Origin of the sequence: Peribacillus sp. FSL M8-0224 (genome assembly GCF_038003055.1) — a bacterium.
GTDB classification, from domain to species: domain Bacteria; phylum Bacillota; class Bacilli; order Bacillales; family DSM-1321; genus Peribacillus; species Peribacillus frigoritolerans.
Genome location: NZ_JBBOOJ010000001.1, coordinates 1777069 through 1798934, shown reverse-complemented (window position 1 = coordinate 1798934; position 21866 = coordinate 1777069). Strand labels below are relative to the sequence as shown.

16 protein-coding genes are annotated in these 21866 nt (G+C 35.9%); 2 read left to right on the top strand and 14 right to left on the bottom strand.

The window, feature by feature from the left end; all coding sequences use genetic code 11:
* Positions 1–3: 3 nt before the first annotated feature.
* From MKX49_RS08710 to MKX49_RS08685, 6 genes are all read right to left on the bottom strand, one after another.
* Entirely contained in the window at positions 4–1878 is a 1875-nt protein-coding gene (locus MKX49_RS08710; RefSeq protein ID WP_340876097.1) for a beta-glucoside-specific PTS transporter subunit IIABC, read from the bottom strand.
* 117 nt (positions 1879–1995) lie between these two features.
* On the bottom strand, positions 1996–2829 hold the full coding sequence (gene licT, locus MKX49_RS08705; RefSeq protein WP_340876096.1) for a BglG family transcription antiterminator LicT: 834 nt from the start codon (positions 2827–2829) through the stop codon (positions 1996–1998).
* A 298-nt stretch (positions 2830–3127) separates the two neighbouring features.
* A complete protein-coding gene (locus MKX49_RS08700) occupies positions 3128–4135 on the bottom strand; it encodes a zinc-dependent alcohol dehydrogenase (protein WP_340876095.1) in 1008 nt (335 codons plus the stop codon).
* A 20-nt stretch (positions 4136–4155) separates the two neighbouring features.
* Positions 4156–4896, bottom strand: coding sequence for an SDR family NAD(P)-dependent oxidoreductase (locus MKX49_RS08695; protein ID WP_340876093.1), 741 nt, complete (start codon positions 4894–4896; stop codon positions 4156–4158).
* A gap of 224 nt (positions 4897–5120) precedes the next feature.
* Entirely contained in the window at positions 5121–6425 is a 1305-nt protein-coding gene (locus MKX49_RS08690) for an MFS transporter (protein ID WP_340876091.1), read from the bottom strand.
* A gap of 670 nt (positions 6426–7095) precedes the next feature.
* Positions 7096–7587, bottom strand: a complete 492-nt coding sequence (locus MKX49_RS08685; protein WP_340876089.1) for a 2,4'-dihydroxyacetophenone dioxygenase family protein — start codon at positions 7585–7587, stop codon at positions 7096–7098.
* 130 nt (positions 7588–7717) lie between these two features.
* Here MKX49_RS08685 and MKX49_RS08680 point away from each other — a divergent pair, with 130 nt between their 5' ends.
* A complete protein-coding gene (locus MKX49_RS08680; protein WP_340876087.1) occupies positions 7718–8629 on the top strand; it encodes a LysR substrate-binding domain-containing protein in 912 nt (303 codons plus the stop codon).
* A gap of 339 nt (positions 8630–8968) precedes the next feature.
* On the opposite strand, the gene MKX49_RS08675 is transcribed toward MKX49_RS08680, so the two are convergent.
* The 3 genes from MKX49_RS08675 to MKX49_RS08665 all read right to left on the bottom strand — a co-directional run bounded on the left by MKX49_RS08675 (position 8969) and on the right by MKX49_RS08665 (position 11759).
* Positions 8969–9982 (bottom strand): bifunctional metallophosphatase/5'-nucleotidase, encoded by a 1014-nt coding sequence (locus tag MKX49_RS08675; protein WP_340876085.1) that lies wholly within the window; start codon positions 9980–9982, stop codon positions 8969–8971.
* Between the two features lie 82 nt (positions 9983–10064).
* Positions 10065–10256, bottom strand: coding sequence for a twin-arginine translocase TatA/TatE family subunit (gene tatA, locus MKX49_RS08670; RefSeq protein ID WP_340876083.1), 192 nt, complete (start codon positions 10254–10256; stop codon positions 10065–10067).
* Positions 10257–10313: 57 nt separating this feature from the next.
* A complete protein-coding gene (locus MKX49_RS08665; protein ID WP_340876082.1) occupies positions 10314–11759 on the bottom strand; it encodes an alkaline phosphatase PhoX in 1446 nt (481 codons plus the stop codon).
* An 832-nt stretch (positions 11760–12591) separates the two neighbouring features.
* On the opposite strand from MKX49_RS08665, the gene MKX49_RS08660 reads away from it, so the two are divergent.
* Positions 12592–12795, top strand: coding sequence for a hypothetical protein (locus MKX49_RS08660; protein ID WP_340876080.1), 204 nt, complete (start codon positions 12592–12594; stop codon positions 12793–12795).
* A gap of 101 nt (positions 12796–12896) precedes the next feature.
* Here the strand turns inward: MKX49_RS08660 and MKX49_RS08655 are convergent, their stop codons facing one another.
* The 5 genes from MKX49_RS08655 to MKX49_RS08635 all read right to left on the bottom strand — a co-directional run bounded on the left by MKX49_RS08655 (position 12897) and on the right by MKX49_RS08635 (position 21581).
* Positions 12897–13343 carry a hypothetical protein gene (locus tag MKX49_RS08655; protein WP_340876078.1) on the bottom strand — a complete coding sequence of 149 codons (447 nt, stop codon included), beginning with the start codon at positions 13341–13343 and terminating at the stop codon, positions 12897–12899.
* A gap of 69 nt (positions 13344–13412) precedes the next feature.
* The gene (locus MKX49_RS08650) at positions 13413–13589 is read right to left on the bottom strand and encodes a hypothetical protein (protein ID WP_161784875.1); all 177 of its coding nucleotides are present in this window, start codon (positions 13587–13589) and stop codon (positions 13413–13415) included.
* A gap of 457 nt (positions 13590–14046) precedes the next feature.
* Positions 14047–14775 (bottom strand): RNA polymerase sporulation sigma factor SigH, encoded by a 729-nt coding sequence (sigH, locus tag MKX49_RS08645; RefSeq protein WP_404826649.1) that lies wholly within the window; start codon positions 14773–14775, stop codon positions 14047–14049.
* Between the two features lie 1159 nt (positions 14776–15934).
* Positions 15935–17182, bottom strand: coding sequence for a helix-turn-helix domain-containing protein (locus MKX49_RS08640; protein WP_340876074.1), 1248 nt, complete (start codon positions 17180–17182; stop codon positions 15935–15937).
* 316 nt (positions 17183–17498) lie between these two features.
* A complete protein-coding gene (locus tag MKX49_RS08635) occupies positions 17499–21581 on the bottom strand; it encodes a S8 family serine peptidase (RefSeq protein WP_340876073.1) in 4083 nt (1360 codons plus the stop codon).
* Positions 21582–21866 lie beyond the last annotated feature (285 nt).

Genomic DNA, 21866 nt, shown 5'->3' with positions numbered 1-21866 from the left:
AATTTAACTAATGTGTCTCTGATCCTGCTTTTTAATTAGTGTTAATACTTCTTGAGTATTAGAAAGAGTATGCGGAATAACATCGAGATAATGATCTGTATTTGTGACAATAATTGGTGTTGTTAAGTCAAAACCTGCCTCTCTAATTTTCTCTATATCAAATTCAACTAATTTATCTCCCACTTGGACGAAATCACCTGTTTTTATAATTGGATTGAAGTATTTTCCTTGAAGGTTCACTGTGTTTAAACCGACATGAATTAATACTTCAGCACCGCTGGCAGATGTAATGCCAATAGCATGCCCTGTCGGGAATACAGTTGTAACAACACCGTTAACTGGTGAAGTGACCATCCCTTCAATTGGTTCAATAGCAATTCCTTTCCCTATAGCACCTGAAGAAAAAACTTCATCATTGACATCCGTTAAAGGTACTCTTTTACCTTGAACAGGCAAATAAATTGTTTCATTTGAATTATCGTTGACCTCATTTTTCAAATCAGAAATATTTTCTGTTGTTTGATGTTTATTTACAGTAGCTTTACTTTCATATCCAAAGAAATAAGTAAGAGCAAGCGCAATAATGAAACTGGCCGAGACACTCAGTACATGCATGCTAATTGGTGCAAAAGCCGGGATACTTAACATGCTATAGAACGAATACGTTTTTAGTTCAACACCTAAAGACGCACCTAAAGCACCGCCAATAGCACCGGAAATTACAATATAAGGAATTGTTCTTCTGTATTTCAAAACGATACCATATAGAATTGGTTCGGTAACACCGGCCATCATCCCTGTAATAGCTGCTGGGCCGGCAATTGCCTTTAATTTTTTGTCTTTTGTTTTTAGAAAGACCCCTGCTGCAACGCCCATTTGAGCAAATGTAGGTCCTGCTTTCATCGGACCAAGCGGGTCGCCTCCATTTTGTAAATTTTGTAATGTAATCGGTACAATCCCCCAGTGAAGTCCAAAGATTACTAAGAACATATACCCACTACCAAGTACAGCACCTGTTAATATGGGACTGAAACTTAATAATACTTCTATTCCATTTGCAATACCTGCGCCCAAATAAGTTCCGAATGGACCAAATGCTAGAAAGCTTAAAGGTACGATAACAACTAATGAAACTAATGGAACTAAAAGGAATTGCAAATCTTTCAAAATAATTTTCTTTAATAATTTTTCTAAAAATGAGAAAGCTATGACTGCAATAAAAATAGGAAAGACAGAATTTGCATAGCTGACAGGAATAACTGGAATGCCAAAAATATCAACTACCGAGGCTCCTTTTACCAAAAGGTTTGTATAGTTCGGCTCAAGTAGGGCAGCGCCAATTACAGCACCAATATATCCATTTGCATTTAATTTATTAGCAAGCGTGAATCCTACAAAAACCGGCAAGAAATAGAATATAGCATTACCGGTTGCCGAAAGTGAGATATAAAGACCACTTTCTTTCACCATCCATCCAAATGTAATACATAATGTTAATAAAGCTTTAAGCAATCCGCACCCCGCTAATAATGGAATCAGCGGGCTGAATGTTCCGGAGATGATATCAAAGACTTTGGATATTACCCCAACCTTTTCCTGGCTTTTGTCCGCTGATGCCGATGCCACTTGTGATAAGTTTGTTTGCCTCATTATTTCCTGATACACATCCGCAACTTTTCCACCAATGACCACTTGAAATTGTCCACCGCTTTCAACGACAGCTAAAACATCATCATTCCTTTGCAGCGCTTCTTTGTTTACTTCAGAACGATCTTTCAACGTAAATCTCAAACGAGTGGCACAATGGACTACTTTAATGACATTTTCTTCCGAGCCGACATTCTCTATTACAAATATCGCTAACTCTTTTGTGTTCATTTTTTTATTCTCCTTTTCTTCTTTTTTATTAGAAAAAATAAAAACCTGATAAAAAAGACTCTTTTGTCTCTTTTACCAGGTTTTGCCTACCGAAAGTCACAATCCTTTTAATTTAACTTATCTTGAAGTAACTCGCTGAATATGAATCATAAAATAAGTGAGTTCTTCTTTAGATAATTCCGTATGATATTTAATTTTTAAATACTCGTTTATTTTGAGAGCACATTGATATGCAAGTGGATAGTTTTCTTTCACTTGCATAAATAACTTCTCATCTTCCTGAGAAACTGGGTCACGGTTTTGGATGCGATAGGATAAATATCGCAAGTGAGTGACAAATCGATGATAATTCATGGAATCTTCGTCTAAAGTTGTTTTATAAAACAATTGAACGATATTAATAATTGCTTGAATCATTTTCGTGAATTCAACGGTTCGGCTCATATTTAGACTATCTTGTTGGGCGTTTAAGAAATGCAATGCAATAAATCCAGCTTCGTCTTCAGGTAAATTTATTCCTAATTTTTCATTGATAACTAATATCCCGTAAAGTCCTACTTTATATTCCTTCGGGTACAATTTTTTTATTTCAAATATCAATGTGTTTTTTATATCTTGTCCTTTTTTATGTCTATCAATGGCGAAATTTAAATGATCCATTAAACCAATATATATCGATTTACTTAACTCTGCATTGATTTCTTTTTTACCATATTGAATAATATCATCAGCGATCTCAAGGTATGTCGGCGGAATACCGCTTAATAACTCAGTCATTTTATGAACATTTTCTTCTGATTCCAATAAAAAACGTTTATCAATCAAACTTTCATTAATAAGATCACTAACCTTTTTTTGGAAGGAGATTCCTTTCCCCATAGCAATCATTTCTTTTTGATTTTCATCTTCAGTTAACACCACATTATTATTAAAAATCTTTTTGATGATCAATTTGCTCACCTACCTCTCATCGACCTTCAAACAAAAAAACCTAGATAAGCACGTCTCTTGCATAAACAAGAAACTTTACCTATTTAGGTTTTGCCTGTTTTACCAGTCACAATCCCAAATAATTTATTCGATAGATACTTATTTATAAAGCATCAATAACACGCTTGCAATATTTTATATATATGGCTGTCACACCTCTTTTAATATATTTTGTGTAATCCAACAATCTAATTTCTCCTTAAATTGTTGTCAACAAATTCATTGTTATTTTTTCCGAATTTGCATCAGAACATTTTTTCTATATTTCCTGATTATAAATTATAGCCTTTAAAACTTTTTGATTTAAACTTTCTGTAAACGCTTGTTCAGCTTCAACCATAGGAAAAAATGAAACTATTTCTCTTAATTGATCTTTATATTCAATTAAAAGTTTACTAGCGTCATTATAATCTACTGGATCACTCCCATAACTTGTTAGTAAGGACCACTCATTACGAACTAAGTCCGTTAAAAACAAAGGGGTTTCTTGTTCATAAAGAGCTACCACAACAATTTCTCCCCCTTTCTTTAAAGCATTAAAACCTGTTTTTAGTGCCGCAGAGGACCCAGAACATTCAAATATATAGTCAATAGGCACTTCTAGTTTTTGTTTATCAGCGATTAATGCAGTCATACCAAAGTTATTAACTTTTGATAGTCTGTATTCATAGTCTTTTTCTAATCCAGATAGAATGACATTTGCCTTTTTATGTGCACATATTAGACCAATAAAGAATCCTATAATGCCAGGACCTTGTACTAAAATAGTATCTTCAGCACCTATATTTTTAATTTTTTTAACAGCATGAACTGCGATTGACATAGGCTCTATAAGTGCTGCGATATCTAATGGCAAATTTTTATCGGTTTCTTTAACGAAATTTACATTTATTTTTACAAATTGAGCCATACCACCGTCAAAATGAAGACCAATGACTTGGTTGTTATAGCATATGGAATACCTTTCCCGTTTACAGTTTTCACATTCATTGCAATAATACATAGACTCAACTATCACATTTTTATTAATTAAGTGCCTATTCTCTTCATTAAATACTTCTACGACTATACCGGATATTTCATGACCGAGAGTCGTATTTATTTTCACAAATTCGTATCCCCTAGAATGATTAAAAGCATGGAGATCGCTTCCACAAACTCCACAATAAGCAACTTCAACAAGTATTTCACCGTCATTTAAAAGGGGTAAAGATCTTTCTTGTAAATCTATTTTTTGTGGTGAATTTGATTTAACAACGGCTTTCATGATATCTCTCCCTTATTGATTTATGATGCAGTCCAACCACCATCTACATATATTGTCTGTCCTGTAATATAGTCAGAAGCAGAGGAAACAAGCAAAACAGCCAATCCATTTAAATCTTCAGGTTTTCCTGTTCTTCCGGTTGGTATTTTTGAAAGAATACTATCAGCCCACTCCTTATCTTGGAATAAAGGAGCAGTCAATTCTGTATGAAAATATCCAGGAGCGATGGCATTCACTTGAATATATGGAGCCCATTCTATGGCCATAGCTTTAGTTAATTGATTAATACCGCCTTTCGATGCACAATATGGTCCCATGTTTGGCAACCCTATGTGACTGCTTAATGAAGCTAAGTTAATAATCTTTCCCCTTTTTCTTTCTAACATTTTTTTTGCTACTATTTTTGAAGTGAAAAATGCTCCCTTCAAGTTAACATCTATTACATTGTCCCAATCTTGTTCACTTATATTGAGTATTGGTTGACGAGCATTGATTCCAGCAGAGTTAATTAATATATCGATAGTAGAATATTTATTGACTACTTCTTCTATATTTTTGATCATTGTGATGTCAAGGTGATCATAAATTACATGTATATTCTCTTTTGAAAACTCATCTTTGATAGAAACCACTTTTTGCTCGTTTTCTATTCCAGTAATGACCACTTTCGCTCCTGCACGACCAAGAGCTTTCGCTATACTTTTCCCTAGAGTACCTGTACCCCCAGTAATTAAAGCCGTCTTATCAGATAGATTGAACATTTACACTACTCCTATATAATCATTTGAATAACAATTAACTTACAATTTAGAAATTAAGACGACTTCACCCCATTTCACTAAAAAAATCAGCTTCAAAAAGAAAAAGAATCATTGTATACGATATACAGATAATAATTTTCTTTTTCTTCACTAAATTGTGAAGAATTTTCGTTGCCAGCGACTTTTTCAGTATCCTTTTTCACTTCGGGTTACTTTTTAAATACTCAATCTTCTTTACGTAATTTAACAAACAAAACTAAAATAGAACCAATAAGATAACAGAATGATAAGAAACCTACCCCTGTTAATTTGTTGCCTCCTGCCATTAGCACACCAACAACAAATGGTCCGACGAATCCACCTACATTTCCGATCGAATTCCAAAGACCTGTCATTCCACCAAGTATATTTTTCGGGAATACGTCCGCAATTAATGTCAAAAATACAGAAGAAGAAGCCATCCCACCAACAATGGTAATACTAATCAAGGAAATAGCTAACCATATGTTAGACTCAAGAACAAGAATCGCGGAAAGTAAAGAAATCCCCGCAATGACATTTAATAAAAACAATAATACTCGTTTATTTCTAAATTTATCATTAATAACCCCTACCGAAACCATCCCAACGGTACCAATCAACCACGGAATTGCCGAAATGAACCCAACTGCGGTATAGCCAAAATTCGAAAACTCTTTAAGAATTACTGGTAACCAAATAATAATTCCATAGTTTCCAATTCCCCCGGCCATAAAGTAAGCAAGTGACACAAAGATAAAATTACGATTCAATGCCGCCTTCCAATAGGATTTTTCCTGAATCGCTTTAGGCTTACTTGCTTCAATCTCTTGTTGTTTTAGCAAAAAATTACGTTCTTGAGCACTGATTCTCGATGATTTGGACGGATGATCTGGAACTAAATAGTAGAACAGTAAAGAGAAAAGTAAGACCGGAATCCCTTGTGTAATAAACACCCATCGCCAACTATCCAACCCAAACCAATGAATATTCGAAATAATGTATCCTGAAACCGGCGACATAATCAAAGGAGCAACTGTAATATATAAGTAGAAAGAACTTGTAGCTCGCCCACGTTCATTTTGAGGAAACCAATTCGCTATTAACACACCCATTGCTGGATAAATTCCGCCTTCTACGAGCCCTAACAAGAAACGAATAAAAATGAGCATTTCAACACTATTAACCAAGCCCTGTAGACTCGAAAAAACACCTGTTAATAACCCTAAAATTAAAACAATGTTGCGCGCACTTTTTCGGCTCGCAAAATGACCCATTGGTGCCATTAATAAGATATATCCACAAAAAAATACGCCTGCGATAAACCCACTTACCGTTGATGTAATAGCAAATGTTTTTTGCATCTCAGTCAACGCAAACGAAATATTGGTTCTGTCGATATATGCCATTAAATACATGACAAATATCATTGGAATGATCACTTTCCAGCGATAACTGCCCTTTATTGTAGGATCTAATTCTTCTTGCTTTAAAATCGCCTTTGCTTCCATCCTTTCACCTCTGTCCTATTATTTATCAAATATAAACCTTTCGAAAAACTTATTAGTGCAGCATTTCCTTTCTTACTACTGGCAAATCTTTCTTAAGTAATTTCTCAACGTTCCCAAATACATAAATCCATTTAGCCCTTCACATTTGAAAACCCTTTCATAATAATGAATAAAGCCCAATACAAACTGCCACTATCCTGTATTTAAATAAAGATGTCCTAAACATTCTTTGATTTAGGAGATATTCATACTTATTGGTAGAAACCCGCACTTTCTCCAGGTATCTCCCTCGGCCTTTATATGTGTATGGAAAAACTATCTGCATGTATGACAACGTTTTCTTTACTTTGCAATGAATTTGTAGATATAAACTTCATCAGTATAAAAGAATCCTTAAAAGGTTTTTACAAAAAAGACAAAACCAACATAGTGTTTGATTTTGTCTAATTTCATACTTAATACAGAAAATATTATCTGTTAGTATAGTAGACATTCCTTAAAGATTACTAATTACTAAATATATTTATTATTAGTAATAAATTTCTTTTTCTTGTTCTACTACTGTTAAATTAAGATTATTCTGTTATTTTAGTAGTAAAGTTTTTTATCATTTAAAATCTAGATACCTACCAGTATCTTTAATTAACAAAAATTTCAAAAAGCTGTTGTATTAAAACGTTAAATCTTTCACAGGGATATTGTATTTCTCACAGTAGTCTAAATACTTTTTCATTCTATAAAAAACATCATCCTGTTTTACAACATTTCCTTCCTCATCGAAATATTCAATGACTCCGCTTAAATAAAACAGTGTAATCATATCTTCTTCTCCATCAACCACTAAAGTATGTACATCGCCCGGTGGTTCGTAGATAAATGTACCTGGTTTTGCTACCCAATCTCGCTCCAAATATCTCCATGACCCTTGAAGTGTATAAGCTAAAACTGTACCCCCAGTATGTCTATGTCTAGCATTTCCTTTTTTAGCTTCAAATTTTGAAATGTGTATCCAACTTCCTGATGTTAAATCAAATCGAATTGGCTTAAACCACACTCCATCGTCTTCCCCATGAGTTGGAATCCAAGGTATATCATTCACATCGATAGCTTGGTCTGGTAAATTATACTTTTCTGTAAATCGTAGTAAGTCTAGTTCTGGCATTTTATCTCCCCCTCTTATTGGTAAGCGATTCATCATCACAAATTCATTTTATAATAAGTCTATTGATATATCTAATATACATTTATATAATAATTAATATATAAAAAATATTAATTGTGAGGTGAACAAATTGGAGTTGCGCCATCTTAGATATTTCAAAACTGTTGCCGAGGAGTTACATTTCGGTAAGGCTGCTGCCCGTTTAAATATGGAACAGCCACCATTAAGTATTCAAATTCGTCAATTAGAAGAAGAAATTGGTGTTCAGCTTTTCCACCGAACGAAAAGAAGTGTAAATTTAACTCAAGAAGGAGAAGTATTTTTGGATAGAGTTTATCAATTATTTGATAATTTAGAGGATTCCATCAATACAATCCAAATGATTAATCGTGGGGAGATTGGCAAAATTATTATTGGTTTCATTGCTACAGCTTCCTTTGATATTCTTCCCACCATAATTAAACAATATAGAAAAGAGTATCCAGCTGTTCAAGTAATTTTGAAGCAACTCACATCTGCAGAACAAATTGAAGCATTACAAAAAGGAAACATCCATGTAGGTATTGTAAGTGAACCCCTTGAGAATGATGAGTTTTCTTTTCAAATATTAAGGCAAGAACCGTTAATTATTGCCTTGCCGAAGGAACATCCTTTAGCCACTGAAACTTCTTCAATCGACTTAATCAATTTCGCCAATGATTCATTTATTATGACGAGCAGAATGGCTAATCAAGTTCATTACGATGGATTAATTAACTGTTGTTTCCAAGCAGGATTTAGCCCCAAAATAGTACAAGAAACAGATGAGGTGTCTACTGTTATATCATTAGTTTCTGCTGGCATAGGTGTAGCTTTAGTAGCATCTTCTATAAAATTTCTTTTGCAAAATGAAGTTGTATATCGTGAAGTGAAAAATCCCCCTTTTTCTACCGTCACAGCTCTAATTTGGAAAAGTGAAATAAAAAATTCAATAAACAAAGCGTTTATTGAATTTGTTAAAGGTTCATACATTCCAAAAACCCATGAGATCAGTTCTAATTAGAACTGATCTTATGGCTTACTTTCACTATTCTACTTGTGATAACCATTGATAGATCCTCTCATTATTTTATGGTTAATTCACAATAACCCTCCAAAAAAATATCATGATTTGTGTTAGGGGGAGTACCAGCGAAGGTGTTACCACCAGTAATAAGAAAACTTAATCTGCGTATTTAGTTGGCATACTTTAATTAAGACAACTACGAAATATCGGTCTTATATAGAAATTTGCCTAACAAAAGAAAATAAGCCTGAACCAGAATAAATGGTTCAGGCTTATTTTTATACCAAAATATTTTTGGTAGCATATCGTTGCCAAACGGCAATTATATGGTAATAGTCATAGCGCTTTCAAATCTGCACGATAATCGTCTATAATCGCTTGTATCTCCGGATCAGCCGGAACATTTGTGACGTCGTAGAGGAATCCATCGGATTCGACCAAAGTCATTTTGGCGTCAACGACTTCAAAAGTCAAATTAAGACGGCCCAAATAATGTTCTTGTTCTCCGCCAGCTTGAGTAATTGGCACCATCACCTCTCCGTTGAATTCATATTCGGGAGTTTCGATGACCTTGTGTGTATCTGCCCCGATTACCGCCGAAACTCCGGGAACCTGAGCCAGCTTGTGGTCTTCGGGATTTCCAGCATGCGAAAGGACAATGTTTACGTCTGACTTCTCACTCACTTCAGGAAGCAACGCATTCAACGCTTCAACCGGTTCGATGAAATCGAGGTCTGCAACATCATCCCAACCTCGAATTTCCGGCTTCATCGAAGTAAGGCCAATCATGCCGACTTTAACGCCTGTGAAAGTAAAACTCTTCCAAGGTTTTACATTCTGTATGTACTTTCCTGTTTCCCTGTCAATTACATTTCCAGTAAGGATGGGGAAATTCACGTTGCGGTGGTAATTCTTTAACTGTTCATAACGGCTGTCCGGCGTGCCCTCCCCGGCAGGGTAAACGCGGAAGTCGTTGTTTCCTAGAGCCATCGCATCATAGTCCAAAGCTTTCAAAAGAGACGTCTCCAACTCTCCTTTACCCTCCTGAAACTCGCCGCGCAGGAAGACATCCCCGCCATCGACGAGAAGCACATTCTCCTCTTCATTGCGCACATTTTCAATGATGGTGGCGTACTTTGCAATAGAATTGTGATGAACGGTTCCATCATCCAGCGTGACGATGTCATCCAGATGACCATGAAAGTCATTTGTCTGGAGAATGGTGAGTTTAAACTTCTCTCCTTCCTTGAGCTTTTCCTCCGCAACTGCCGTAACGGGCTTTGCGACAAAAGCGGAAGCCATCGCCAGCGAAAAGCAGCCCGTCAAAAATAACTTCCCCATTTTTTTCATACTATTTCCTCCAAGCAATTACTCTATTAAATTGTAAAACAAGTTATTTAGTTACCAGTCTTTTCGGATTTCTCAAGAGCAACTAGTTTATTTTTTCTTCAGAGTTAGTATTTTCTTCTTTATCATTACTGATCAAATCATTTGTCGCTTTTTTAAATTCTTTTAAAGTGTTTCCAAAAGCCCTTCCGATTTCGGGTAATTTAGAAGGACCAAAAATGATTAGCGCTATGACTAGAATGAGAATTAGACCTGGGATGCCGATACTGGATAACAAACGTCTCACCTCCTATACCATGATCGTTTGTTAGTTCTCAAAAAATGCGATCATTACTTATAAAATTGGCATGCCATGACGCTCTAAAGCTGCTGCTTCTAATAAAGACATGCCTTGTTCTTCAGCGAATGCAGCAAGTTTATCCGAAACAACAGGAGCAAGACTTGCTGGCGGCAAAGCCTGGTTCATAGCTCGTCTACGGGTAGAATTTCTGCGTGCAAATGGTCCCCAAATCGCAAAGGTGATACCTGGTGTTTGCATATTCACAAAGAAAGTATTGCCATCTGGAGAAAATGTAGGGCCAGCAAATTCAGAACCGTTCATCATATTCTCAGCGAAAGTATAAATATTTCCTTCAGGAGTTAATCCGACGATACGGTCATTGCCTCCACCATCTTCGGCGATCCAAAGATCTCCCCAAGGAGTGATCGTAATGTTATCCGGTGCTTCTAAATCATTTTTATCAGTAGACTCATAGAATAGTTCTAAGTTGTTTGTCGCTGGCGTGTAGCGATAAACACGGCCAAGGCGTGATGAACCTGCACTTGTATCATCAAACCATAAAGTACCTTCAGAAAAATAAGCCCCTTCTAAGCGGCTAAACTGAATACAGCCTTTATCCTTAGCATCTTGCTGTGCGATTTCAGGATTTAATTTTTTCCAAACAATCCCGAATTTTTGTCTAGTACTAAATTGACTTGCTGCTGCAGCCGGCAATTCATCAATCGCTGCCGCTTCAAGGATACCGCCCTTTTGCAGAGAACCTAGCTTTTGACTACGGTCATGTGGTGTAAAACGGTACAAGAAGCTTGGACTTGCGTCTTCGGTTAAATACCAAATTCCTGTTGAAGGGTCAACATGCCCAGCTTCATGGGAGAAATACCCCATATCACGGATTGGTGTTCTTGACATTTCGTTTTCAGGATCAAGCGGATTTACTTCAAATACAAAGCCATGCCCCATATCACGGGTTTCTTCCATTGTTAACCAAGTGCCCCAAGTTGTAGCTCCACCAGCACAGTTACGGATTGTACCTGAACTTGATACATACTGATCAATGACCTTGTTATTTTGTCCAACGATTAATGTGGTTGTGCCGCCGGCAGCACCAGCACTCCAAGGTTTTTTTCCGTTTACAGGGTAATCCGAATTTGTCCCATTTTCATGATTTCTTACAAGAATGGTTGTACCCTTCTCTCCTTTATAGGCAGCCATTCCATCATGGGCAGAAGGGACAAGGTCACCATTAGGCATGATATCACCAGTTCGTGAAAGCATTTTGTAATGAAATCCCCTTGGCAGATCAAGAACTCCATTTGGATCTTTTACTAATGGGCCATAGCCACCAAATCCACTTGTTGGATTGCTGGATTCCGCTGCAAATCCTTTTGTAGCTCCCGCAAGAGAAAATACCCCAGTTGAACCAAGTGTTAATGCTAAAGTACTCATTCCGCCAACTTTTAAGAAATTACGTCTGTTTAAACCGCTATTGCCAGATTTCATCAACATTACCTCCAAAAAATCTTTTTGAGGGATGCTATATTCCTTATAGCAAACTCTACCCTTAAAATTAACAGACCATTTTAAACGCTCTGTTAAACCCATGTGATTTTATTCCTTCACATGAAAGATAAACCAAAAGTCACTGTTTTCACAAAACAATGGAGGTTATAACGACATTTTTAACATGTAAAGGGTGGAAATTGATGGTATTAGTCAAAAGTGGAGAAAAAACTAAGGATTTTGTCATAAAAAGACCGATGCAGAATATTAAAGCTTATTAATCGTTTGTAAATATAAGAGATACACTATGACAAACTAGTTAACCCGATTAATTCCACCAAAATCTACTGAATTTTTGGAAGAGGAAAGGCAAAGACTTGATATGGTGGAATCACGCTTGGATCTATTCGCACAAAGTGAAGCATGCAGAAAAAATCAGCCGATGAGTTTGATGATTGTAGAACGGACAAAATGCACATAACAACCAAAAATAAAATCCATACGATTGTAAGACAAAGCGACAGTCTTGTGCAGTATTTGAGTAATGTAAATAGCGAGACAACACCCCAAATATATATTCTCTTTTCCTATCGCTTAATGAAGCTATATCAGTATAGTCACCACAGTCATATCAGATTAACCCTTTTATTTTGATGCAATCAGGATACCAAAATTGACTACAGGACTACTCAAAAACAATCAATAGCTTTTACATAGCCAATTATTAAGTAAATGGTGTCGATTTATTTTTCGACATATTCTTTTCTTAAAAGGAATTAACACTTGGATAATCGAATATAGGTATTTAAGTTTATTAGAAGGGGTGATTCAAGTGAGTATTAACATGGCTGAACACAGACTTGTCAAAGAAATAGCGATTTCAATCATCTCTACCCGTTTAGAAAAAAGCTTGGATGAACTAGAAAACTTATTTGGTGTTATTCTCGATACAGAACCGGCAGATGTATTGGCTACAAAAGCAAAACAGTTAGCCTCTCCAACAACTGTAGAACAATGCATTGATATTTTTATATAGAAGATTGAAACATAAAAGGCATTACAATAAAAGGTACTCAACATTGTTGTGAGTACCTTTTTGCCTAAAATTTCTGCTTTAAAAAATGAACATGAAAACGATTATTTCACTTCCATAATCCATTTTGCTTTGCTACCCGTAGTATAATCTGTGAAAAAGATTTCATAAGGTGCATTATCGGTTACTCCCAAAGCAGCAGGTCCGTTAACGTGCTTACCAGCTTGAACACTCTCGGTTAATGTATCGAGAGCATATACCTCCATCTTTTCACCTTTGCTGTCATACACTTCAAAATCACCTGCGCTAACTACTTGTTCTTCTTTTGTACCATTTTGGTATTCAATATCAAATCCCAATACTTCTTTGGGCTGTGTTTCTTCGAATTCGTTTCTTTCCTTTGTGTAATGTACATTTGTTAATGTTATGATATGACCTACTACATTTACCTTTTCACCTAGTTTAAAGGTTCCAAGCTCTTTAGGTTTTTGTTCGGAATCTTCATCGAATTCAATAGGCTTCTTGTTTTCCGCAATAACTGTGTGGCTCAAATCAAAGGTACGGATAGTAGGTTCTTTTTTATCATCATAAAGTTAAGAGTGTCTATATAGTTCTCGTATTTAGGCATCCATAATAGCTGCTTGCATGCTGTTCTCAAAGCTTCCACCATCTGAGTTGTTCACTTTCATTTCTATCGTTTTAGAGTCTTTTAATTCAATGCTTTTATAAGTGATAGTTTCTTCATCATCAGGACCAGCCATCTGTTTTAAAATTGTTTTGAAGTCTTTTTTAGGCATATAAATTTTAGCCCATGCATCTTTATCAGGATTCTAAAAACCATTTTAGAAAAATCTTCTAAAGTTGAGAATTCTTTTTGTTCCTTCTTTGGTAAAGAAAAACGCCATAATACATAAAAGTATAACAACGATGGTATTCTATATTACTAAACTTGGCTATATTTCTAAATAATAGATGGGTACCCATAAAAAATAAGTTCTCCATATAGGTGAGCTAGAGAAATTAAGTAGCCAATTACAGTATTGGTGCTAGTAGAATGGCATAGTCTATTCCACTTGCTTGTTGAGAGAATAATCGTTTTAATCTTTCTGTTAACATCAGTGCCCTTCCTTCCATACCGGTGTTTGTTGTATTTTTAATTTCACTATTAAATACAACTAAGGTTTTTCAAACACATAAAGCCAAAGGGTTAAAAACCCTTTGGCCAAAAGAGCAACTTAATAGTAAACGGCTCTTTTATCTATTGAATGTGCCTTCTATTGCGTGTCTATTTCTAAGTTCCAATAAACTCTCCAATTTTCTCTTCACTCTCTGCAACGCATTATCTATAGACTTGGCGTGAGTATTTAATTTATCAGACATTTCTATATAAGTAAGGTCCTCTAAGTAATAAGCCAAAACCTTCTTTTCTAACGGACTTAGAACCTCAGATAATTTTAATTCCAAGTCATCAGCAGATTCTTTATCTATCAATATCGCAACGGGATCAGAAATAACGGTGTCTGTCATTACTTCCATAAGAGTATGATCCGGATTTCCTTCATATATAGGCATATCAAGCGAAATAGAAGAATTTAACGGAGTATGTTTTTGACGAGTAGCTGCCTTGATGGCTGTAATAATCTGTCTCGTGATACATAGTTCTGCAAACGCTTTAAAATAAGATTGTTTCTCGCCATTAAAATCCCTGATGGCTTTGAACAATCCTATCATCCCCTCTTGGATAATATCTTCTCTATCTGCCCCAATTAAGAAGTATCTGTTAGCCTTAATCTTTACAAAAGATTGATATTTTTTCATCAGTACTTCTAGTGCCTCCATATTTCCTTGCCGGACCTTTTCTATTAATACTCCATCTTCAAAATTAGCACATAGGAATGACGGTTTTTCTTCGATAGCTATACCCACAAAAATCCCTCCACCGGCTGCATTCAATTGAGCCTTGTTGTTTAAACGGACGCCCATTTTATATGCGGTAAATTACCATATTATTTAATATTAACCTATAACAATCACCAATGATATTAGATTATTTCGACAATTAAATACATTCCTATACACCTTTTTTTAGTTAGAAGGATCCGTTTACACCCTCTTTTTAGGCTGTTTTCTAAAAGATTGTTGCCCTTAGGATAAAAAATTAAAAACTTGAATTTTATGGTAAAATACAAGGTGGTTCTTATTCAAAAAACGGGCAGTTTAATGGAGTTGCATTTTAAACGTTTGTACTAGGAGTCAATCTGAGGGTTGTTTCCTATTGTAGCATTTATAAACAATGAAGGATGAGGGATTTCATTCTTTTTTACAACTCTATTTTACTACTTCCTATGCAACTATCCTGCCCCGCCATTTGCACTAAATCTGATTTATGTCCAGATCTAATTAATTGGTTACTATATGTATTTTGAATAAATCTATCCAAATTATAAGTTTCTACAATTACTTGTAAATATTCTATCTGTCCATTACTGACAATAAATAAGGGATACTTTTTACTTAACTCATTGGTGCCTTTGAGCCCACCCGTTTGTCTGACTCCGACGCCCACGGTGTACCACGACTTTCGCGCCCTTTATGGGTAAGCACTCATGGGAGATTAATCCTTTTTTGGTCGTCGCGTTAGCCTCTACTTAATTTGTTTTTATTGGAGGTTTTTGTTTAACGATTTATTAAACTCAATCAGATCACTCATAAGGCTCAGCCCTTTTTTAAAAAACGTTTTTATGGGTCTATCTTGTTGGTCTTTTCTAGATTTTGTGCTTTTTTAATTTTCATGGGAGTTCAATAAGAAAAGCGATTCTTATTAAAGAAACGCTCCCTTTTATTGAATATCACTATTTATCTTTTAATCATCTAATACAAAGTATCTATGTAATAAAATGGAATTTAGTTGTTTGACAAATATCACTAGGTAAGGTAGCCGAATTGTTGATAGTTCATCATACTTTAAGTTGATGGACTTATCAGCTTTACATATTTTCTTTTCGATATTTTTCAATTAAACTTTTAATTGCTTTCCAATTTTAATTCTTCTTTGATTGACTATTTTTTCACGCTGACTTTCAGCTTCAATCCAATCTATGCAGCATTAACATCTGCATAGAGTATCTTTTTTTATTAAGCCTTATTCATGATCATAGTAGCTCTTTCTGCCTTGTATGTAAGAATTGGCAAGGTCCAATGCTTTTTGGACGGCACCAATTCGGTTATAGAAGTGGAAGAGTTTTTTTTCGTAGTGTTCAATTAACATGGTGAAGCCCATATTTTTAAAAAAAGGAAGGGCTGTAGTCTCAATAAAATGATAGTAATCGTCTTCTTCATGATTAAGCTGATAAAGGTGTAATTCAAAAAAAATCCAGTTATACGATTTTGTCGATTTTGCTATTCTAAGGCCTTTATGTGCTAATTCCAATAAAATCTCGTTTGAAAGTAGTTTTCCTTTATAACAAGTATTAATATAACCATCTAATGCAGTTAAATAATGAGGAACCTTTTCATCCATTAGTTTCATAGCTTCTTTGTATTGTTCGGATGCTTCTTTGTATTTTTTTCTTCTGTAAAGTTCAAATGCAAGATTATTAAGGAGCTTTGATTTACGGTCTATTTCATTAATGGTATCACAGGTACGTATTAATTGTTCGTAACGTTCTTTCGTCTCTTCAAAATCATGAAGCTCCTTTGCATTTAATTGTAATAACATGATCGTCTCTGTATCAATTATTCGGATGACATTTAACGTTTTTTGAAAATAGTCAAGAACTTTCTCTGCATAATAATACGATATTATATTAAAATGAATAAGGTGATATGCTAGTGCCAAATGGTAATAATATTCAAATTGATTATATTGACTTTGATCAATCGATGTTAAAATTTGAATACAATCTCGATACTGTCCGTTGTGAAAGTAATACATACCTAGAACATGTTTTAACATATTGCGGTCTTGCGGAGAAAAAGATGATTCATTTTTTTGCAGGTTTTGAATAATTAATAATGCTGTTTCTAACTGATAATTAGATAAATAATACCTTGCAGACAGTAATTGATAGAAAACTTGAAAATCTGGCAATTGAATCAGTGTTTCTTTTTCGATTTCTTCTTTTAAAATTTCTGATTCTTTGCTTTGTTGCATAACGAACGTGTTGTGCCATAGCTTTAGTTTCTGTTGAAGATTATGATACCGCACAAATTCATCATCAAGACAGATATTCAATCTTTGGGATAATAAGAGAGTAATTTCCCCTGAGTATTCTGTTATCTCTCGTTCTATCTTACTAAGATGTGTACCAGAACAAATCCCTTCACAAAGCTGCCCCTGAGTCAACCCCGCTTTTTCACGATAAAACTTGATAAGTTTCCCCTCAATCATAGCTTCACCTCTAGGTTGTAATTTTATCTAGTATATATTGAAAAAAGATGAATATATAATCTATATATTCTAGTAAAATTAAGAAAAGCGCAAGACTACTTTAATACCTTCCCTCTATTTATTAGCTTTTTCAATATTCACTCTTGTTTCCCTTTTTTACGAATTCCAAATCTACCTCAATATTTTATTCTGAAGAAAATCCAAATAACGCAACCTTATTGGAATACTCTCTTTCTTAATACCTTTAGAAAAATTTTATACTTTCTTTAAAAGTTAAAACACGATGAAGCTAAGCTTTCATCGTGTTTTTTAATATTTATGGCTGTATTCCCAACTCAACTAAAATTGATTCTAATGTCTTACCTTTATACTTCTTCTTTGGTTTTGGAGCATTATCGACATGCTCATTTTGCTTGAGATAGTTTGTTTGAACATATTTCATATCTTTAGCATCAACTATTCCATCAAAGGTGATATCCGCTGCACGCTTCTTTGTTTTCCATGCATTTTGAATTTCAATCGCATCTAGAACATCAATGACATTGTCTTGGTTTACATCACCTGCAGTAATATCAAGGGCAGGTATCCAGCGATTTTGACCGTATAACTCACCATTGTGCTCAAAACCTATACCAGAATTTAATTTTTCTTTCGTGACAAAGTGTCCTGGCGCTTTCATTTCTATCGTGAAGGCATTTGTGCTTAACGGCAGCTTGTTGAATACATATTGTCCATTTTCTTCTACCGTTGATGTCGCATCGAACTCATTTCCTTCTGGATCAAAGATTTTCACTGTACCGCCAACCTTGCTCCAATCCCTTTTCTCTGTAACAGTACCATCTTCATTTTTAAATCCTTGCGGAGAGACATAACCTCTGGCCATTGAGAATTGCGGATTAACCTTCCAACTATAACCAGCTTTTAACACACTGCTTGTCTGATTATTAGCATTCATTACGCTCACAGTCGGATTAATCGCTGCTCCAAGGGTATATTGATCATCCTGAACCTTTAACGTAACCTCAACGACTTTTGAATGGTCTAATGCTTTACTCTCTTCATTAAATTGGACAGTAATAACCTTGTCTTTAATCGTTAAAGAGGCTTTGTCCGAGAATTCGCTGTGAAGCTTGGCATCAACTAACTCTACGCTATCTAAACCTCTGTCATAGCCTCCGTCACCATTAAAGTTCCATTCCGCCTTTGACACTGCGTTTAGGTTATCTAATGAAAGCGTTGCTTTTACCGTATCGCCTGTTTTCACCTCATACTTTTCGCCAATAGCATACGCGACAGGTGTACCTTCTTTTACAAAGTAATATTGCTTTGAAGCAGGTTTGTTTCCTGCCATATCATATCCATTCATGCGGAATTGAAGTGCTGGGATGGATTCATCCAGGGCGATTTCTTCGACAAACTTTCCTTCTTTATCCATTGGAATTGGCGTAGAAGGGAAACCACCTTGACCCCAGTAATACACCATCGAGTTCGATGATTGATCGATATTTACGCCCAATTTCTTTAGTTCGTCAATGGTTGGATCTGTGATTTGAATGTCGAATGGATATGTTTCTTGACCTGGCTTATATTCAATAAATGGAGACTTTCCATCAAGTGAACTTTTGAAGCTCGGTGCATCGAGATCGATGAGCAAATGCTGCGTTTCAGTTGTAACCTTCCCGGAAGTACCTGTACCAATGAATTTCAACTTGTAATGTCCCGGTTTTTTCACATAACTTGCTTCTTCCGAAATGGGCTGTTTTGAGTTTCCTGTAAACTCATAATAAGCTCCATTAAATGCATATAATCCATAATCTACATTGTCATAAGCGTAATCTAAATTTATTGTTCCGACCAACCCGAGGTCCTTTCCTGTTTTGCCATCTTGAAGAACGACATCCATTTTTTCCATTGGTGCACGAAGGTTAAAATCAGCAACTACAAATGGAGTACGCATAGGATCCCATGCCACTTGGTTTAAATGACCTGGGGAAAAGGCAGGATTTAGTAGCCCGACCTTATTAAACCCATCTTCCATTGTGCGGAAGCTGAAAGGAATCCGATACTGCTCTGATGAATTCGCATTGTTTGTTAATGTAATATATCCTTCGTAAATTCCATCCTTTGCTTTCTTAGGAATAAGCAAACGTGGTGTTACTTTTTTGAAGTCTTCACTTTTTACAGAGATTTTGCTTGGAATATCCAGCTCCACTCCATTTTCCTTCAAGCTGTTTGAACCATTCGATTCAGTTACAGATACACTGAAAGTTTTGTTTACTTTATCATGGTTTTCAATAGTGATTGATTTTTTTAGATTTAGTTTTTTATCTGCATAGTGAACGTCAAAGCTGAGTCCGCCCGTCAATTCTTTTACCTTGATTAATTCCTCAGCACCTGGAACAAATGTTTTATCATTAATTTTGAAGCTTGTTCCACTATACACAGCTTGGTATGGATCAACTCTGCCTGCTCCAACTTCAAATACACTATAGTCTCCGTTGAGAGGATCTGCCGTATTCATTAGAACGGCTTTAATATCTTCCGGCTCTAATTGCGGATTCGCTTGAAGCATGAGTGCTGCAATCCCCGCTGTATGAGGAGTAGCCATAGATGTTCCAGAATATCTTGAATATGCATATTGATAGTTTTCTTGATGTTCAGCTTCCACCATATAAGAAGGGATTGTTGAGAGAACACTTACTCCCGGTGCCGTCACTTCTGGCTTCATATCGTATGTTTCTCTTGCCGGGCCTCTTGAGCTAAAGTCCGCTAAGTGGTCACCTTCTGTCTGTTTATCCGCGTATTTGGAGAAAGTAAAATTCGCTTCACCTGCTTGAATCTGTGCTTTAATGCTTTCTCCCGCTTCTTTTGTTAAAGAAAATGCAGGCACAAAGTCAACGGACTCTCCAAGATTGGCATTAATTTGCCCTTCCACATTGTTATAAAGAAGAACGGCGGCTGCTCCATTTTGTTTTGCATTGCTGACCTTTTCCGCTAAGGCGAATTCTCCGCGTTCCACAAGTGCAATTTTCCCTTTTACATCCTTGCCGGAATAATCAGAGCCATTTCCTAAACCGACATTCACTACCTCATAGGATTTCCCTTCCCATTCCTTTAAATGGTCTGAATAGTGGCGTCCCAAACTAACAAGTTCGATCGAATCTTTATTTCCGATTTTCCCATTGAAAGTAGAAACCTCCATCGGCACATCACTCGCCCCGACTGTCAAAGCAAGTGCTGCTGAGCCAGGTGAACCTAATGTATAATCATCTGATCCTGCATTTCCAGCTGCTACAACTGCTGTTACACCATTAAGGACAGCATAGTTAATGGCAGTACTAGTTGGATCATAAGGATCATTGATGTCCGATCCGAGGGAAAGGTTGATAACATCCATGCCATCGTTTACAGCTTTTTCTATACCTGCAATGACCCCTTCAGATGATCCTGATCCATATGGTCCAAGAACACGATACGCATATAAATCCACATCAGGAGCCACACCTTTCACAGAAACCTCTGCATTCGTTCCTTGTCCAGCAATGGTACCTGCAACATGTGTTCCATGGGAAGTATAATAGGAAGAACCGGACCAGCTAAATTCTGGTTGCCCCGACGCTTGCCAATCCTTGTACGTTGCCTCCATTGGATCATTATCTTGATCAACTAAATCGTAACCGCCCTTATAGGCATCTTTCAAATCAGGGTGGTTGTAATCAATCCCTGTATCAAGAACCCCAACTTTGATTCCATTTCCTGTAATACCTTCATTGTGCAGCTGGTCAATTTTTAAATATGGAATACTTTCAACGGATGTACCAGGGGCTGATTTCTCTCCCATGGCGATCGGATCGACCTTAAATTCTACATTTTTATATACTGCTTTTACGACTTTGGATTGCAAGAGCTGCTCTACCTGATTAGCTGGCAGCTTCATAGCTACCCCGTTATAAACGGTCTTAAAGGTAGAAGTGATTTTATGACCTGTTTTCTTGCTTCTAAGATTAGTAGATGGAAGAATCGATTGAATGTCTTTATTAAACTGAGCATGTTCCTTTTCTACTTGATCATCCGCTTGTTTTTTTGAAAGCTTCTTTCCTTTTACATTCGCATCTAAGACTGCAACTTTTCCCGGCTTTGATTTGAACTGGACGATGACCGAGATTTCTTTATCCTTTTTTAACTCTTCCATTTTAAATCCTTGCAATCCGACATTATCTGTCATTTCAAGTTTATTTAACGCTTTTCGTTGTTCACTTGTCAACGAAGCCAAGACGTCTTCTGCCTTTATGTTCGCTGCATTTGCATAAGGAATGAAAGGCGTGTTTGCTGATGATAGCAGCAGGCCAGCTGACAGCGTAATCGCTGCTGTTCGTTTAATGAATGAATGAATTTTCATATCTTCCCTACTTTCTTAGTTAATAGAATTCCCCGAAAAAATACCCCTTTCTAAAAATTTAAAATATTCATACAATAATATTAATTGCCTTTCTATCGGATTGCTATTGGGTTAATTTTACAGAACTTTCTACCTACTTTCTCTTTTATATGTTCTGTAAAATCATTATTTTTGCGAAAATTAGTGAAAAAGTCTTAAATTCATTTTTATAAATTGGGGTTTTCTTTAGTAAAATAAGAAAATATGAATTCCATTGAAAGAGTTGAGGAGGGGAAGATCTATACT

Bases quoted from the DNA above. Each gene is read 5' to 3' on its own strand.
- MKX49_RS08710 (WP_340876097.1), bottom strand. From the start codon at position 1,878: ATGAACACAAAAGAGTTAGCGATATTTGTAATAGAGAATGTCGGCTCG.
- MKX49_RS08700 (WP_340876095.1), bottom strand. From the start codon at position 4,135: ATGAAAGCCGTTGTTAAATCAAATTCACCACAAAAAATAGATTTACAA.
- MKX49_RS08695 (WP_340876093.1), bottom strand. From the start codon at position 4,896: ATGTTCAATCTATCTGATAAGACGGCTTTAATTACTGGGGGTACAGGT.
- MKX49_RS08690 (WP_340876091.1), bottom strand. From the start codon at position 6,425: ATGGAAGCAAAGGCGATTTTAAAGCAAGAAGAATTAGATCCTACAATA.
- MKX49_RS08685 (WP_340876089.1), bottom strand. From the start codon at position 7,587: ATGCCAGAACTAGACTTACTACGATTTACAGAAAAGTATAATTTACCA.
- MKX49_RS08675 (WP_340876085.1), bottom strand. From the start codon at position 9,982: ATGAAAAAAATGGGGAAGTTATTTTTGACGGGCTGCTTTTCGCTGGCG.
- MKX49_RS08665 (WP_340876082.1), bottom strand. From the start codon at position 11,759: ATGAAATCTGGCAATAGCGGTTTAAACAGACGTAATTTCTTAAAAGTT.
- MKX49_RS08650 (WP_161784875.1), bottom strand. From the start codon at position 13,589: ATGCCTAAAAAAGACTTCAAAACAATTTTAAAACAGATGGCTGGTCCT.
- sigH (WP_404826649.1), bottom strand. From the start codon at position 14,775: ATGGGCGTCCGTTTAAACAACAAGGCTCAATTGAATGCAGCCGGTGGA.
- MKX49_RS08640 (WP_340876074.1), bottom strand. From the start codon at position 17,182: ATGATTGAGGGGAAACTTATCAAGTTTTATCGTGAAAAAGCGGGGTTG.
- MKX49_RS08635 (WP_340876073.1), bottom strand. From the start codon at position 21,581: ATGAAAATTCATTCATTCATTAAACGAACAGCAGCGATTACGCTGTCA.